Annotated in this window: 12 protein-coding genes; 4 read left to right on the top strand and 8 right to left on the bottom strand. The window is 51.6% G+C overall.

The features are described from left to right. Positions 1-88: 88 nt before the first annotated feature. From TRESADRAFT_RS16810 to gatC, 8 genes are all read right to left on the bottom strand, one after another. Positions 89-214, bottom strand: coding sequence for a type II toxin-antitoxin system YoeB family toxin (locus TRESADRAFT_RS16810; RefSeq protein WP_081478499.1), 126 nt, complete (start codon positions 212-214; stop codon positions 89-91). Then, positions 211-432, bottom strand: a complete 222-nt coding sequence (locus tag TRESADRAFT_RS05235; RefSeq protein WP_002703512.1) for a hypothetical protein — start codon at positions 430-432, stop codon at positions 211-213. The genes TRESADRAFT_RS16810 and TRESADRAFT_RS05235 overlap by 4 nt, the downstream gene beginning before the upstream one ends. A gap of 111 nt (positions 433-543) precedes the next feature. Beyond that, entirely contained in the window at positions 544-783 is a 240-nt protein-coding gene (locus TRESADRAFT_RS16805) for a GmrSD restriction endonuclease domain-containing protein (protein ID WP_040842327.1), read from the bottom strand. 103 nt (positions 784-886) lie between these two features. Further along, positions 887-2,578, bottom strand: coding sequence for a DUF262 domain-containing protein (locus TRESADRAFT_RS05225; protein WP_002703508.1), 1,692 nt, complete (start codon positions 2,576-2,578; stop codon positions 887-889). A 92-nt stretch (positions 2,579-2,670) separates the two neighbouring features. Further along, positions 2,671-4,215: an Asp-tRNA(Asn)/Glu-tRNA(Gln) amidotransferase subunit GatB gene (gene gatB / locus TRESADRAFT_RS05220; protein WP_002703506.1), complete on the bottom strand. Its 1,545-nt coding sequence runs from the start codon at positions 4,213-4,215 to the stop codon at positions 2,671-2,673. 6 nt (positions 4,216-4,221) lie between these two features. Further along, complete coding sequence (gatA, locus tag TRESADRAFT_RS05215; RefSeq protein WP_002703503.1) at positions 4,222-5,733, bottom strand: Asp-tRNA(Asn)/Glu-tRNA(Gln) amidotransferase subunit GatA; 1,512 nt, start codon at positions 5,731-5,733, stop codon at positions 4,222-4,224. A gap of 72 nt (positions 5,734-5,805) precedes the next feature. After that, a complete protein-coding gene (locus TRESADRAFT_RS05210) occupies positions 5,806-6,186 on the bottom strand; it encodes a PH domain-containing protein (RefSeq protein WP_002703501.1) in 381 nt (126 codons plus the stop codon). 87 nt (positions 6,187-6,273) lie between these two features. Next, complete coding sequence (gene gatC / locus TRESADRAFT_RS05205; protein ID WP_040842326.1) at positions 6,274-6,585, bottom strand: Asp-tRNA(Asn)/Glu-tRNA(Gln) amidotransferase subunit GatC; 312 nt, start codon at positions 6,583-6,585, stop codon at positions 6,274-6,276. A 392-nt stretch (positions 6,586-6,977) separates the two neighbouring features. On the opposite strand from gatC, the gene TRESADRAFT_RS05200 reads away from it, so the two are divergent. From TRESADRAFT_RS05200 to recG, 4 genes are all read left to right on the top strand, one after another. Beyond that, positions 6,978-7,862: a hypothetical protein gene (locus tag TRESADRAFT_RS05200; RefSeq protein WP_002703499.1), complete on the top strand. Its 885-nt coding sequence runs from the start codon at positions 6,978-6,980 to the stop codon at positions 7,860-7,862. Between the two features lie 184 nt (positions 7,863-8,046). Further along, the gene (dnaE, locus tag TRESADRAFT_RS05195) at positions 8,047-11,730 is read left to right on the top strand and encodes a DNA polymerase III subunit alpha (protein ID WP_002703498.1); all 3,684 of its coding nucleotides are present in this window, start codon (positions 8,047-8,049) and stop codon (positions 11,728-11,730) included. A gap of 134 nt (positions 11,731-11,864) precedes the next feature. Next, complete coding sequence (locus TRESADRAFT_RS05190; protein ID WP_002703497.1) at positions 11,865-12,446, top strand: YggT family protein; 582 nt, start codon at positions 11,865-11,867, stop codon at positions 12,444-12,446. A gap of 112 nt (positions 12,447-12,558) precedes the next feature. Then, complete coding sequence (recG, locus tag TRESADRAFT_RS05185; protein ID WP_040842336.1) at positions 12,559-14,736, top strand: ATP-dependent DNA helicase RecG; 2,178 nt, start codon at positions 12,559-12,561, stop codon at positions 14,734-14,736. Positions 14,737-14,765 lie beyond the last annotated feature (29 nt).

Genomic DNA, 14,765 nt, shown 5'->3' with positions numbered 1-14,765 from the left:
TGTTTGTGTTTATTGAGATTCGGTTAGAGAATTCCGCCGAACGCTTTTATAACTTCTTGGCTATCACGACCAAGAATCTTTTTACCTGTTACCTTTTCAATCGCATTAAGCAGATTTCTTTTATCAAATCATTTATTTTCTTAAATATTTTTCTGTCTTCCGTTGCCCAACTTTGATACTCTGCAAGCGACTTTTGAGTAAATGAAACAATCACAAATCCGCCTCTTTGAACGAAACCAAATCGCTATGTCGATTTATATCCTCGATTGACTGCAAAAGGGCTGCTTTGTTTGCTTTGCTTGAAAGCAGATAGTCAGTTTCGTCATCGTCTTTCGTGCTGATGACGAGTTCTCTGTCTTTGAAAAATGTTTTGAGCATATTAACAAAATCGTCTGTAATTTCGCTCGGTCTAACCGTAAAAACACCTGTCATAAATTCCACCTATCCATTGCATTTATCCCCAGATTGTGAGAATTTCAGAAGCTGTAGTTTTGATTATATTGTAACGACTACCTCTGTCAACGCTTTTGAAAGCGCACTCATTCAGACAAGCGTAAGAAGAAAAATCTCAATCGTAGGGAGTCGCTGTTGACCGTCGATTATGTCAAAATTATCTCCGTCGCTTTTGAGATTTTCAAAAAGAAAATGCCCAAAATAATACGGTGTTTCAGATTTGCCTGCAATATAATCGTCGATGTCTTGCAAAAAATTGCTTAACTTGCTTGTCGCTGTCCCAAGCGTACGCTCTCTGGTATTTTGGAACGCTGATGTAGTTTCCCGCAAGCATTTTTCTGATTGTCGTTCTTGCTTCCATATTTTCTCCTCTTTTTAATTCACCAAAATAAAGCACACTCAAAGTTTTAGCTTCAAGTGTGCTTTTTGTGTATTAGCGAAGCATTGATTTTATCTTTTCCCTCAGCAATTCCTTTCTTGCTTCAAAAAACTCTCTGAAGTTTTCTAATTCAAGAGATACATTTTCTGGAAGAATTGCATGTTCTTTGAATTGAATTTTCCAAGTATCATCAGAATCTTCATAAAAATCGAAAAGAGGTTTATCGTGCCTTGATTTATTCCAAGATTCATCTAGAAGTTCAAGATTTGGGAGTTTATTCCTATCTGCACGGCATTTGTTCCATTCTTCCATTGTAAGAGAAAGAGGTTTTGAATTAAATGCATTTTCAGGGTGCAAATGGTCAACATTGTATTGAAGTTTTGAATCCCTCCATTCGGAACTTAGATAATACAAAATCTCTTCTGCAACTTTGCTTCCATATTCAAGATTGAGCAAATCTTCGATTCGTTCATCTGTAATTCGGAATTCTCTCATATTGTCAAGCAAGCCGAATGTAATGCGATTTTCACATTCATCAACGATTTTGTTTCTCATCTGCACAAGTTTGCTTGTTGTGCCCGATTTAAAATAAGTAAACAGTGTTGCTCGAATAATATATGCTCTGATTGCATATTTATCCTGCTCATAATCTGGATTATTGTAAATGAAGAAAATTACAGGCAATAGAATATTCCAACTTGTCGCAAAATGACTTGTTTCAATATTCAGCGAAGAAAGTAAAGATGCAAGTTTTTTCAAAGTTTCTTTGAAATATTCCCAATTTCGCTTTAATTCACTCGCAGTTTTTGCATTGATGTTAGACTTTAAGACATCTCCAAACAAAAGCAATGCTGTTCTAATGATAAAGTCGGTGCTATATCCCTCAAAATCACCTTGCAGGACTTTGCCGAATTCTTTTTTTGAATCAGACCAATATGCTTCAAGAATTGACATTGTGATTTCTGCTTTGCTAAGTCTATTTCCGCCGCTGTTGAAGCGAACAAACATCTCGAGTGCATCATCTTGATTTATGCCGTAGATTTCTGTAAAACGAATCAATTTTTCATCGAAAACCTTTACACAAAGTTCAGATAAAAGATTTCTGGCATAATCTCGACTTGAAACTGGCACACTTTTTATAGCGTCTTCTATAGCATTATCTCTCTTTTGGCTGTCTCGAAAATCAGAATTGGAAATCAATTTTCTCAATTCAAACTGAGTAGGACTTATTCGCATTATTTTTTCTGTGAATGCAATGTCAAACTTTTTTGAATTGAATTCTGTTGATTCAGATTCAATCTTATTCTCATCAAGCTCAATTAAAAGCTTTGTAAATTTCCCGCCTTGACCGCGTTCGTATCGGTCTCGAATAAATATGTCATCAGAAAAAAGGCTCAAATAAAGTGAAGTAAGTCTCTGTTGTCCGTCAAGAACTGCTGTATCTGAAATGGTTGTATTAATGGCAGATAGTTCATAATTTGGGCTAACAGATTTCTTTTGTGCATTGAATGTACATTCTTTCAAAAATGAGCAAAAATATGTATCTCGTGTGATATTTTCATCATCGACATGCCAAAATAAGAATGTTGAGATAGGATAGCCTAGCAAAATAGAATCCCATAATTTTTCAATTTGGGACATATTCCAAACATACTGTCGCTGAAAAGCAGGCATTACATATTTACCTTTTTCGATATTTTGCAAAGCTTCATAAATTGTAATGCTTTCATCTTTTAAGATACTCATTTTATTCCCTCGAAATAAAATATATATCAAAGCACACTCAAAGTTTTATCTTCAAGTGTGCTTTTTGTTTTTACAAAATACTAAAAAGCGTTTTACAGTGCTGCCAAATGCTTCTGCACGAGTTCCGTCGCGACTTTTGGGTTGACCTTGCCGCCGGAAGCCTTCATCACCTGGCCCATGAGCCAGCCGACGACGTTTGTCTTTCCGCCCTTGAAGTCGGCTACGGCCTTCGGGTTGTCGGCGATTACCTTGGCGACGATAGAGTCGATTGCGCCGGTGTCGCTTACGGTCTCCATGCCCTCAGCCTTGATGATTTCGGCGGGCATCTTTCCCGATTCGAGCATCTTCGCGAAGACGGTCTTTCCCTGCGCGTTCGAAATCTTCTTGTCCTCGATTGCGTTGACGAGGTCGCGGATGTGCGCGGGCGTTATATTGACGTCGGAAATCGATATTCCCTTCTCGTTGAGGACGGCGAGAAGCTCGGCGAGAATCCAGTTGGCGACTTTCTTGACGTTCTTCGCGCCCTTCGCCGCCTCCTCGAACCACAGCGCAAGGTCGCGGCTCGACGTGAGCGTCTCCACGTCGAAGTCGGAAAGCCCGAACTCGTTCTTGAGGCGGATTCTCTTCGCCTCGGGAAGCTCGCCTACGCGGGAGCGGGCACGCTCGATGAGGTCGTCGCCCACGGTGAACGGCTTGATGTCAGGCTCGGTCGTGAAGCGGTAGTCGACGAACGAATTCTTCGTTCGCTGAACGACGGTCTCTCCCTTCGCGTCGTCCCATCCCATCGTGACCTTGAAACCGGCGTTGAATTCCTGCCTGTCGTTGATGAATTCCTCAAGCTGCCTCTTCGCCTCGTATGCGCACGCGTCCTTGATTTTCTGGAACGAGTTGAGGTTCTTTATCTCGGAAATCGGCGTGTGGTAGAGTTTCCCGTCTTCCCACACGTTCAAGTTGATGTTCGCGTCGCACCTCATGTTTCCCTCTTCGAGGTTTCCGTTCGTCACGCGGACGTAGCGGAGGATTTCCTGGACGGTCTGCATGAAGAGCGCCGCCTCCTCCGGGCTTGTCATGTCCGGCTTGGTGACGATTTCCACGAGCGGGGTTCCGCAGCGGTTGTAGTCGATGTACGAGTGCGCGCCCTGCAAATGGAGGGACTTTCCTACGTCCTCCTCAAGGTGGATGCGCTCGATTCTGACGCGGCGGTATTTTTTTCCGTTGGACTCGACGATGCAGTCCTCGCCCTTGAAATTCTTCGGGCGGTAGTTCGAGCCGCCTTCGAGCGAATCTGCCGGATAGTGGCTCATCGGCAGGTCGACGTGGCCGTTCGTGCAGAGCGGGATGTCGTACTGCGTTATCTGGTAGCCCTTCGCAAGGTCGGGGTAGAAATAGTGCTTGCGGTCGAATTTCGTGAAGCGCGCGATGTCGCAGTTCAGCGCGAGTCCCGCGACGGCTCCGAGCTCCACGTAGCCTTTCGAAATGCGCGGCATGGCGCCGGGAAGCCCCAGGCAGACCGGGCAGACGCGCGTGTCGGGCATTCCGCCGTAACGGTTCTCGCAGGCGCAGAACGCCTTCGTCTTTGTCAGAAGCTGCGTGTGGATTTCGCAGCCGATTACGATTTCATATTTGTCTATAGCCATTTTGATTTACTCCTTCACCGGGATACCGCAGCCTGCGTGCTCGTTCTCCCACGCCTGTGCAATCGAGAGGATTTTCGCCTCGCTGAACATTTTTCCGGCGAACTGGATTCCGACGGGCATTGAAGACGACGCCTTGTTCTCCACGCTCGTAAATCCGGCGGGAACGGAGACGGACGGAATGCGCGCGAGGTTCACGAATACCGTGTACAAATCGCTCAAATACATCGCGAGCGGGTCGTCGTATTTCTCGCCCAGACGGAACGCCGCGGTTGGGCATGTCGGGCAGAGGATGAGGTCGTATTTCTCGAAAAGAGCGGCAACCTCGCGCTGGATGCGGGCGCGCACGCTCATTCCCTTCTTGTACGTGTCGCCAGAAAACTGCTCGGAAAGGACATAGTTTCCGATGATGATTCTTCGCTTGACCTCCGGGCCGAAACCGTCGCTTCTCGTGTCGACGTAGAGGTTGTCGTAGCCCTTGCCCTCGTCAACGCGCCGGCCGTAGCGGACGCCGTCAAAGCGGGAAAGGTTCGACGCCGCCTCGGAAAGCGCGATGACGTAATATGAGGCGATTGACGCGTCAAGAACGGGCAAGTCGACGCTCTCGATTTTCGCGCCCTTCTTTTCGAACCACGATTTCACGCCCTCGAAAACCTTCTTCACGTCCTCGTCGAGTCCCTTCGTCTCCTCGAACTGGCGCGGAACGGCGATTTTGAGAGAAGCGAAATCGGAGAACGCCTCAAGATTCTTCAGCTTTGAAGATTCGGGCAAATCCGCGCTCGTGTCGTCGTAGAAATCGACTCCGCTCATCACCGAAAGCGGAAGCGCGATGTCGCGGGGCGTGTGCCCGATAATTCCGACCTGGTCGAGAGACGAGCCGTAGGCGACTACTCCCCAGCGGGAAAGAACGCCGTACGTCGGCTTGAGACCGTAGACTCCGCAGTAGCTTGCGGGAAGGCGGACAGAACCGCCCGTCTCCGTTCCGAGCGCGAAAAGCGACTGGTTGGCCGCGACAGCCGCGGTCGAGCCGCCGGATGAGCCGCCTGAAACGTAGTCGCGGTTTATCGGGTTTCTCGTCGCGCCGTAAATCGAATATTCGGTGGAAGAACCCATCGCGAATTCGTCCTGGTTGCAGCGCCCGAGCGGAATCGCGCCCGCTTTCTCCAGGCGGGAAATGACGGTCGCATCGTAGGGCGCGCGGTATCCCTCAAGGATTTTCGACGAGCAGGTGAGGCGCTCGCCACGCACGGAGATGTTGTCCTTGTTCGCGAACGGAACACCCAAAAGCGGCTTCTCCGCAAAAAGCGCGTCGAGTTTTCCCTCATTCCGCGCCGCCGCAATTTCCTCGTCGGCGGCTTTTGCCTTTTCGAGCGCGGACGCGTAAATCTCAAGGAACGCGTTGAGCGGCTTTTCACCCGACTTGTCCTTCTCGAACGTGTCAATCGATTCCTTGACGAGCGCCGCGGAAGTCGTGCTTCCGTCTTTGAGCGCCGCGACGGTCTCTTCTATTGTATGGAACATAAATTTTTCCTTCCTTCTCAAAAAAATGTCCGCCATCGCAGAACGCAGGCGGAATCTAACGGGACATTCCCTTTACAGGACGAACTGCGAAATAACCTTGCAAAGTCCGAGGATGTCGAAATTCCCTTTTATCTCGAACTTCGCGGTGAATCCGTTCGTAAACATAAGCTCGAGCTCCGAATCGGCGACAAGCTCAAGAAGCCCGGGCGTCTGAACGGTGTAGAACTGCACTTTCGAATACGGAAGCGACGTGTACGACTTGCGCTTTCCTGTCAGTCCCTGAACGTCCACGCTGATTATGCGCTTGTCCGTGAACAAAAGCTGGTCGCGCACCGTCCTGAACGCGGCGACAATCTGCTCTCCCGGAATGAGCATCGCGGGAAGCTCCCCGCGGACATCCGAAAGCGGAATCGGCTTGAGGTTGAACACAGAATCATTCGAAATGTTTATCATAGCAAAAAATCCCCTATCAAATCGTCAATTTTCGAAATCCGCAAAAAGCGGCAGGACGCGGCGCAGGAAAATTCCCGAGCAGTATTTTTACGCGCCCTCGCCGAGGACTTTCGGAACCTGGAAATAGCCGTCCATGAATTCCGCCTCGTTAATCTTCTTGACGTCCTTCATCTCAAGGCCGGGAACGATTTCATCCTCACGCAATTTCTCTGCATCGGTGGACGGATACGCATCGTAGGGATTCTCGCTGTCGTCGTACTTTGAAAGGATGTCGAAATAGCCGACTATCTCATCCACCTGCTTCTTAAGCGTCGCCATATCAGTGCTTTCCGGGGAAAGCCGTGAGAGATACAACAAATTCTCAAGCGTTGTCTCATCAACTGTTCGTTTAGTATTCATAATGCGAGATTATAGAAAAAAGCGGAAAAAGCCGAAAGCCCCTTGAAGGACGGGCGCGGGCAACCACATTTTTGCCCATAGCAAACCTGTTCGGAAAACTTCAGTTTCAGAACAGGCTATTTTGAACCCGTCGACCTGAGCGGCAACCAAGTTATCGAACAGCTCCATTCATAGAATGCTTGGACCTAAGGACGGGAGGGCTCCATCATTCTGTAAAAAATCTGAATAAAACTTTACAAATCCTTTTTTTTTGTGTTACCCTCTATCACAGAGTCTTTCAGCAAAGGAATACCTGAAATCCACGCGCAAGAAACGCAAAGGTCAGCGGTTTTTGCGCACGCAAAGCGGATTTGGCGTCCCCGCGCAAATACGGAAGGCTCAGGGAGATTATTATGAAACTTTCAAAGAAAGTGTTGGCAGCACTGTCTACAGCGGCATTGCTTGCGACAGCTGGCGTGTTTGTGTCTTGTGCAGAGGATGACGACGATCCTGAGAACGCAATTACGGGTTCAGGAAGCAATTACGAAATCAACTATGCGAATTCTTCAAAGACAGATATCTATCGTGCATACAAGACAACAACTTTCAAGCATGAAGGCGAGCTTGTAAAAATCACACTCAATAATCAGGAAACCACGACACACAACGGTGCAATGGGATTCATCTGGGATCTCTGCAAATCAAAGGATGCCGCACCTGTCACGAGTGGCACAGAAACAATAACCCCAGTAGCCACAGATGAAAACCTCAAGAATTTCTTCGTAGTTGGCTTCAGGAACAACTCCACCGCTCCGCAGATGTATATCTCAAAGTTCTTCAACGTCAGCGATCTTCAGGCAGACAACTTTGGCGCGAAGACCACTGTCACAACACATCAGGCAGGAATTACAGCTACGGAACCGAAAGAGCTTGAAGTTGTCAAAGCATGGAACGTCGCAGATTTGAGCGACATCGACATAGCCAGCGACAAGACATTGACCTTCTGGGTCGATATCTATCCTGTTTTTGAGAACTCAAAATACGGTGTAAACTATGCTGCACATGCCAACCTCGCAGCAGGTTCTTACGTTGTTGAAGTTTACGCCGCTGATCCGACAGGAGACACCCCCGGTGATCCTGTTTTCGTGAAGACAATCGCGACAAACATCACAGGATACACAGCAGAGCCGACACAGCACACTTTGGCAGTCTATGCTAATGTCCAGCCCGAAAAAACACTTTCAGGCTCTTGGAACCTTGCAAAAGACTATGCTGCTGACGAGGTCGTAGAGGAATAATCCTTCCAACTTCGCTAAACGAAAAAGCCCGCACTTCTATGAAGCGCGGGCTTTTTATATGTCATACTGAAAACTCACAAACTTTTCTTCCTCCCGCGTCACGGCGCAAAAAATTGTGCAAAACGATGTCGTTTTTTGCTAGAATCATCAGGAAACATCAAACAAAACGACGAAAGGAAACATTATGGCTGATTATCATAAATTCGAGGATGCGCCGGAAGGGACGCCCGTCGCGAACTTCGTCCACCTGCACGTGCATTCGGACTACTCGCTGCTCGACTCGTGCGCGAAAATCGACGACCTTGTGGCGAAGGCGAAGAAACTGAACATGCCCGCGCTCGCGCTCACGGACCACGGGAACATGTTCGGCGCGCTGAATTTCGAGAAGCTGTGCCACGTGAACGGAATCAACCCGATTGTCGGCGAGGAATTCTACGTCGCGTACGGAAGCCACACCGAAAAGAACGACGTTCCATACTCAAAATCGGGCGAGGAAGGCGGAAGGCACGCGCATTACTTCCACCTCATCCTCCTGTGCGAGAACCAGACGGGCTACAAGAACATGTCGTGGCTTTCGTCAATCGCGTTCACGGAGGGGCTTTATTACGGAAAGCCGAGAATCGACTTCGAGCTTCTCGAAAAATACCATGAGGGGCTCATCTGCTGCTCGGCGTGCATCGCGGGAGAGCTTCCGCAGCTGCTCCTTGCGGGAAAGGACGACGAGGCGAAGGAGCTCGCGCTCAAGTACAAGAACCTTTTCGGGCCGGACCATTACTACATCGAGCTTCAGGACCACGGCATTCCCGAGCAGAAATTCGTGAACGAGAAGCTCATCAAGATGGCGCACGAGCTGGACATCCCGCTCGTCGTCACGAACGACATCCATTATGTGGAGAAGGACGACGCGATTGCGCAGGACGCGCTCAGATGTATCGGCTTCAAACGCCTCCTCGACGAGCCGCATCAGAAAATGGGCGTCGAAGGCAGGGATGAATTCTACTTCAAGACCGAGGAAGAGATGCGGGCGCTTTTCCCCGAGTTGCCGGAAGCGTACGAGAACACGATAAAAATCGCGAACATGTGCAACCTGACAATCCATCAGTACACGACGCCGGAACTGAAAGCGTGCCTCCCGCGGTTCGAGCTTCCGAAGGAATTCCAGAAGCACGACGACTACACGAAAAACCAGGACGACTACATGCGCTTCATCGTGGAGAAAGGATTGCGGATGCGCTACAAGGAAATCACGCCGGAAATCCGCGAGCGTGCGGAATACGAGCTCGGCGTAATCTTCCAGATGGGCTTCTCCGGCTACTTCCTCATCGTCTGGGAATTCATCAACTGGTCGAAATCGACGTACGACAACGTGAACAACCGCCCAAAGCCGTACATTCCGATTGGGCCGGGACGCGGTTCGGGCGCAGGCTCGCTCGTCGCGTACTGCATGACGATTACGGACATCGACCCGTTCCGCTACAAGCTGATTTTCGAGCGATTTTTGAATCCGGAGCGCGTCTCGATGCCGGATTTCGACGTCGACATGGACTTCGATTACCGGCAGGACATAATCCAGCACACGCGCGACCTGTACGGGGAACCGCAGGTAGGGCACATCGTCACGTTCGGAACGCTCAAGCCGAAGAACTGCATCGCGGACGTCGGGCGCGTTCTCGGCATCCCGATTCCCGAAGTGAACATGCTCAAAAGCAAGGTTTCGACGAACCTCAAGGCGAAATTCAAGAACTGCTTCGACCCGCCGAACGAGAAATTCCCCGACGGCGGCCAGCTTGCCGAATACCGGCACGACCCGAGATACGAGCGTCTGTTCGACATCGCGCTCAAGCTCGAGAACTGCAAGCGGAACACGGGACTCCACGCGTCGGGAATGGTAATCGGGCTGACAGCCCTCCCCGATTGGGCGCCGGTATTCAAGGACTCGAAGACGGGCGAGGTGGGCGTCCAGTACACGATGGACATCATCGAGCCGTGCGGGCTTGTGAAATTCGACTACCTCGGGCTGAAGACGCTCTCGCTCATCCGCTACGCCGAGGAAATCATCAACAGGCACAAGAAGGAAGGCGAGCCGGATTTTGTCTGCGCGAACGTGAGCGAGACGGACAAAAAGACGTTCGACCTTTTCAAGAGAGGCGACAGCGTCGCAGTCTTCCAGTTCGAGTCGCCGGGAATGCAGAAAATCCTCAGGCAGTTCCAGCCGGAAAAACTCGAGGATTTGGTCGCCCTCAACGCGCTCTACCGCCCCGGCCCGATGGACTACATCCCGAACTACATCGACGGAAAATGGAAACCCGAGACGGTGCATTATCCCGACCCGTGCCTTGAGCCGATTCTCAAGGAAACGTACGGCGTCATGGTCTATCAGGAACAGGTCATGCAGGTCTCGCAGCGGATTGCGGGATTCAGCCTCGGCGGCGCGGACATGCTCAGGCGCGCGATGGGAAAGAAAAAGCCGGAAGTCCTCATGGGAAAAAAAGTCGAATTCGTCGAGGGCGCAATAAAGCAGGGCTTCACGAAGGAGCACGCCGAGGATATTTTCGAGATTATGATTCCGTTCGCGGGATACGGCTTCAACAAATCGCACGCGGCGGCGTATTCCGTGCTCGCGTACAGGACGGGCTGGCTCAAGGCGAACTACCCCGCCGAATTCATGGCGGCAAACCTCCGAAACGAAATCTCGACGACGGACGGTCTTCCGTTCTACATTGCGGAGTCGCGCCGCATGGGGATAAAAGTCCTCGCGCCTGACGTGAACAAATCGGACGTGTATTTCGACGTCGTGAACGGCGAGATTGTCTACGGGCTTCTCGGCATCAAGGGAATGGGCGAGGCGGCGGCGCGCACGATTGTGGACGAGCGCAACGAGAACGGAAAATTCACCGACTTCATCGATTTCCTCAAGAGAATCGTGTCGAGGAAGGACGCAACGGGCAAGCTTCCGATTACGAGGAAGGCAATCGAAGTTCTCATCAGGTGCGGCGGCTGCGACGGCCTCGACAAGAACCGCCCCACCCTTCTCGAAAACCTCGACGCCGCGTTCACGTATGCGGAGGACGTCACGACGGGCTCGGACAACGGGCAGCTCGACTTGTTCAGCGGCACGGACGAGAAAGTGTACTCGGATTTCAAGTACAGGGAGCTTCCCGACATCTCGAACCTGGAGAAACTGAACATGGAGAAGGAAATCATCGGCGTCTTCATTTCCGGCCATCCGCTCGACGAGTACCGCAGCGCATTCGACAAGGCGAATTTAAGCTCGGCGAACATCGCGCAGGTCACGCAGTCGGAGAAGGCATCGCGGAAGGCGTTCGAGAGTTCCGGCCAGTCATCGTGGCAGAACAGGTTCGTGGGGAAGACGTTCACCGCGGTGGGAATGCTTTCCGACCTGCACCCGTATACGACGAAGACGGGAAAGAACATGGCTTTCGCGAAGGCGAAGGATTTCAACGGCGAATTCGACCTCACGTTCTTCGAAAGCACGTGGAACGAGGTGAAGGACAAACTTGTGAACGAGAAGGTCTACGCGTTCATCGGCAAAGTCAGCACGGACGAGAAGCGCGACAAGCCGTCGTTCATCGTGGACAAAATCGACTTGCCCGAAAAGATAGAGGAAAGGGCCGTGACGGAGGTCCACATACAGGTTGCCGACAATGTCGCGAACGACAAAATGCTGTTCGACCTCAAGGAATTCTTCTTCGGCAGTTCCGGTCCCTGCTCGCTTTTCATACACGTCAATTCGGAGGGAAAATCGTACATGATAAAGGCGTCGGAAAAAATCACTGCGCAGGCGGGAAAAGAATACCTCGAACGACTGCGCGACAATCCGCTCGTCAAGAACGTCTGGACGGTATGAGGACGAAAAAGGTCTTACCGTAACCGGCAGCGCGTCCGGCTTTTTACTTTTTGTGTTCCGGAAGCGGAAATTCCGGAAAATTTGAAAAAAAATGAAATACGGGACGATATATATGTCCCGGAGGAGAACAAAAAATGGCTTTCAGCGCACTTTTTCGCTACGCATCGACGGTAGTTTCTGTTTACGCGTTCGTATGTTTCGTGCGGATATTCATGACGTGGATTCCGCAGGCAAATTACAGCAAATTCGGGCGGACGCTCTCGCGGATATGCGACCCGTTTCTCGACCTGTTCCGGCATCTGCCGCTCAGGTTCGCGGGGTTCGACTTTTCGGCGGCGGTGGCGCTGTGCGTGCTGTGGGGAATCTCATACGTTCTCGGCTCGCTGTCGCAGGCAAACGCGATAACGCCGAAGACAATCGCAATCCTCGCGCTCTCGCTCGTCTGGAACATCATCTCGTCGATTCTCATTCTTCTGATTGTCGTCATCGCGATACGGCTCATCGTCCTTTTCATGACGAAATCGACATACGGAACGATTTGGGACACGCTCGACCGCTCAATCTCGCCGATGCTGTTCAGAATCGCGGCGCCGTTCTACAAGGGGCGCTCGATTTCGTTCAGGGGCGCGCTCGTCATATCGCTCATGGCGCTGGCGGTCTCCTATATCGTGCTGAGAACGGGGACGGAGCGGCTGTTTATGCTGCTGGCGCGCTGACGGATTTTCCGGCGGACGCCTTTCCCCGCGGGCCTCCGCCGAACGGAACACGAGAACCCGCCCGCACCGGAAAATGACGGGGATTTCCGCACGGGCTTCATTAAAAAACGGCATGAAATCTTCTGAAATACTGAATTCGGTCACAACGATTCCGAAAGTCGGGCGTTCCACGGAGGAACTGCTCAAGCGGCTCAACATTTTCACAATCGCGGACATCCTCCATTTCTATCCGAGGGATTACGACGACAGGACGAGGAAGGTCTCGCTTTTCGAATGCCTTTCCGCGGCAAAATCAGGCTCGCAGGCAAAAGCGCACACAATCGCGCAGATTACGGAGCACAGCTGGTTCGGCTACGGCACGATGAAAACGCTCAAGCTCACCGTGACGGACGGAAGCGCCCAGGCCGAGCTTGTCGCGTTCAACAGGCCGTGGCTCGAAAAATCGCTCAGGGACGGGATGATTATCGCGCTCGACGGCATTTTCTCCATAAAATACAATTCGCTGCAAAGCTCGCAGTTCGAGGCGGTCAAAATAAGCGAGGGCGGGCGGCTCGCCGATTTCGTCACGCATCCGATTCCGAACAGCCGCGTCATCCCGATTTACCGACAGACGGAGGGGCTTTCGAGCAGGCAGATAAGCGCGTTCATCGAGCGCGCAATCGCCCAATACGCAATCGGAATCGACGACGAGGTTCCGCCGGAAATCGCGCAGAAGCGCTCGCTCATGACGAAGCAGGACGCGCTGAAAAAAATCCATCTGCCGGAAACGCTTCAGGATGCGATGGACGCAAGGCGGACGCTCATATACGAGGAACTTTTTCTTTTCCAGAAGGAAATCGCGCACCTTGCGCTGATGCACAAAGGGAAAATCCCCAAAGTGAACGAGGAGACGGGGCTGACGGAGATTGACGAGCAGAAAAAATACAGCGACGAGGAATTCCAAAAGACGCTCTCGCCGCGGCAGCTTGAGCTTTTGGGACGGCTTCCCTTCTCCCCGACCGACGACCAGAAATCGGTGATAACGCAGATGAACATCGACATCGACAGGAACTATTCCGCGGCAGGAAAAAGCGGCGGGCGTCCGTTCTCCATGCGCGCGCTCCTTCAGGGCGACGTCGGAAGCGGAAAGACGCTCGTGTCGTTCTTCGCCGCGCTCAGGGTAATCGATTACGGCGGTCAATGCGCGCTCATGGCACCGACAGAGCTTCTTGCGCGGCAGCACGCGGAAAACGCCGCGAAGACGCTCGGCTCGCTCAACGTGAAAGTCGCGTTCCTCACGGGGAACATCAACGCGAAGGGACGGAAGCCGCTTCTGTCATCGCTCGCGCAGGGCGACATCGACATCGTTATCGGAACGCACGCGCTCTTCTCCAAAAGCGTCGTCTACAAGGACCTCGCCCTTGTGATAATCGACGAGCAGCACCGCTTCGGCGTCGTGCAGAGGGCGGCAATTCTGCAAAAAGGACGCGACAGCGCGGACGCGACGCTCAGGGAACCGAACCTTCTTATGATGAGCGCGACCCCGATTCCGCAAACGCTCGCGCTGACCGTTTTCGGCGACCTCGACGTGCTGACGATAAAAACGATGCCCAACGGAAGGAAACCAATCCGCACGTTCCTCACGCGTGAGGGAAACGAGCGGAACGCATACGAGGCAGTCCGCGGCGAGCTTCGCGCGGGCCATCAGGCGTATTTCGTCTATCCGGCAATCGAAAGCGGGGAATTTTCAGAAGACGACAAAAAGGGAATGAAAAGCGCCGAGGAGATGTACGAATTTTTGCGGACGCAAATCTACCCGGAATTCAAGGTCGGGCTTGTGCACGGAAAAGTCGACGAGGACGAGACCGCGCGGATTCTCGACGATTTCAGGAAAAACGATATACAGGTTCTCGTGGCGACGACGGTCGTCGAAGTCGGCGTCGACGTCCCGAACGCGACGTGCATCGTCATCGAGCAGGCGGACTGCTTCGGGCTTGCGGGGCTTCACCAGCTGCGCGGGCGCGTCGGACGCGGGGATGCGCAATCGTACTGCTTCCTGATTTACCGGAAGGACATTACGGAAAACGGAATCGCGCGGATGAAAGTGCTTTACGAGACGACAGACGGATTCAAAATCGCCGAGGAAGATTTGAAGCTGCGCGGGCCTGGGGAAATTACGGGAACGTCGCAAAGCGGCGAGCTTTCGTTCAAGATTGCAGACCCGTCGCGCGACAGGGAAATCATGATACAGGCGCGAATGGACGCATTCGCCTGCGTGGAAAAAGAAGTCGGAATCCAGAATCAAAAGTGAAAAAAACCCCGCCGTTCCTACTCGGTCGG

It is taken from the genome of Treponema saccharophilum DSM 2985 (assembly GCF_000255555.1).
Classification (GTDB): domain Bacteria; phylum Spirochaetota; class Spirochaetia; order Treponematales; family Treponemataceae; genus Treponema_D; species Treponema_D saccharophilum.
The sequence above is the reverse complement of the archived record's forward strand: the minus strand, read 5'-3'. Positions and strand labels throughout refer to the sequence as shown.

Bases quoted from the DNA above. Each gene is read 5' to 3' on its own strand.
- recG (WP_040842336.1), top strand. From the start codon at position 12,559: ATGAAATCTTCTGAAATACTGAATTCGGTCACAACGATTCCGAAAGTC.
- TRESADRAFT_RS05200 (WP_002703499.1), top strand. From the start codon at position 6,978: ATGAAACTTTCAAAGAAAGTGTTGGCAGCACTGTCTACAGCGGCATTG.
- gatC (WP_040842326.1), bottom strand. From the start codon at position 6,585: ATGAATACTAAACGAACAGTTGATGAGACAACGCTTGAGAATTTGTTG.
- TRESADRAFT_RS05235 (WP_002703512.1), bottom strand. From the start codon at position 432: ATGACAGGTGTTTTTACGGTTAGACCGAGCGAAATTACAGACGATTTT.
- TRESADRAFT_RS05190 (WP_002703497.1), top strand. From the start codon at position 11,865: ATGGCTTTCAGCGCACTTTTTCGCTACGCATCGACGGTAGTTTCTGTT.
- TRESADRAFT_RS05210 (WP_002703501.1), bottom strand. From the start codon at position 6,186: ATGATAAACATTTCGAATGATTCTGTGTTCAACCTCAAGCCGATTCCG.
- dnaE (WP_002703498.1), top strand. From the start codon at position 8,047: ATGGCTGATTATCATAAATTCGAGGATGCGCCGGAAGGGACGCCCGTC.
- gatB (WP_002703506.1), bottom strand. From the start codon at position 4,215: ATGGCTATAGACAAATATGAAATCGTAATCGGCTGCGAAATCCACACG.
- gatA (WP_002703503.1), bottom strand. From the start codon at position 5,733: ATGTTCCATACAATAGAAGAGACCGTCGCGGCGCTCAAAGACGGAAGC.
- TRESADRAFT_RS05225 (WP_002703508.1), bottom strand. From the start codon at position 2,578: ATGAGTATCTTAAAAGATGAAAGCATTACAATTTATGAAGCTTTGCAA.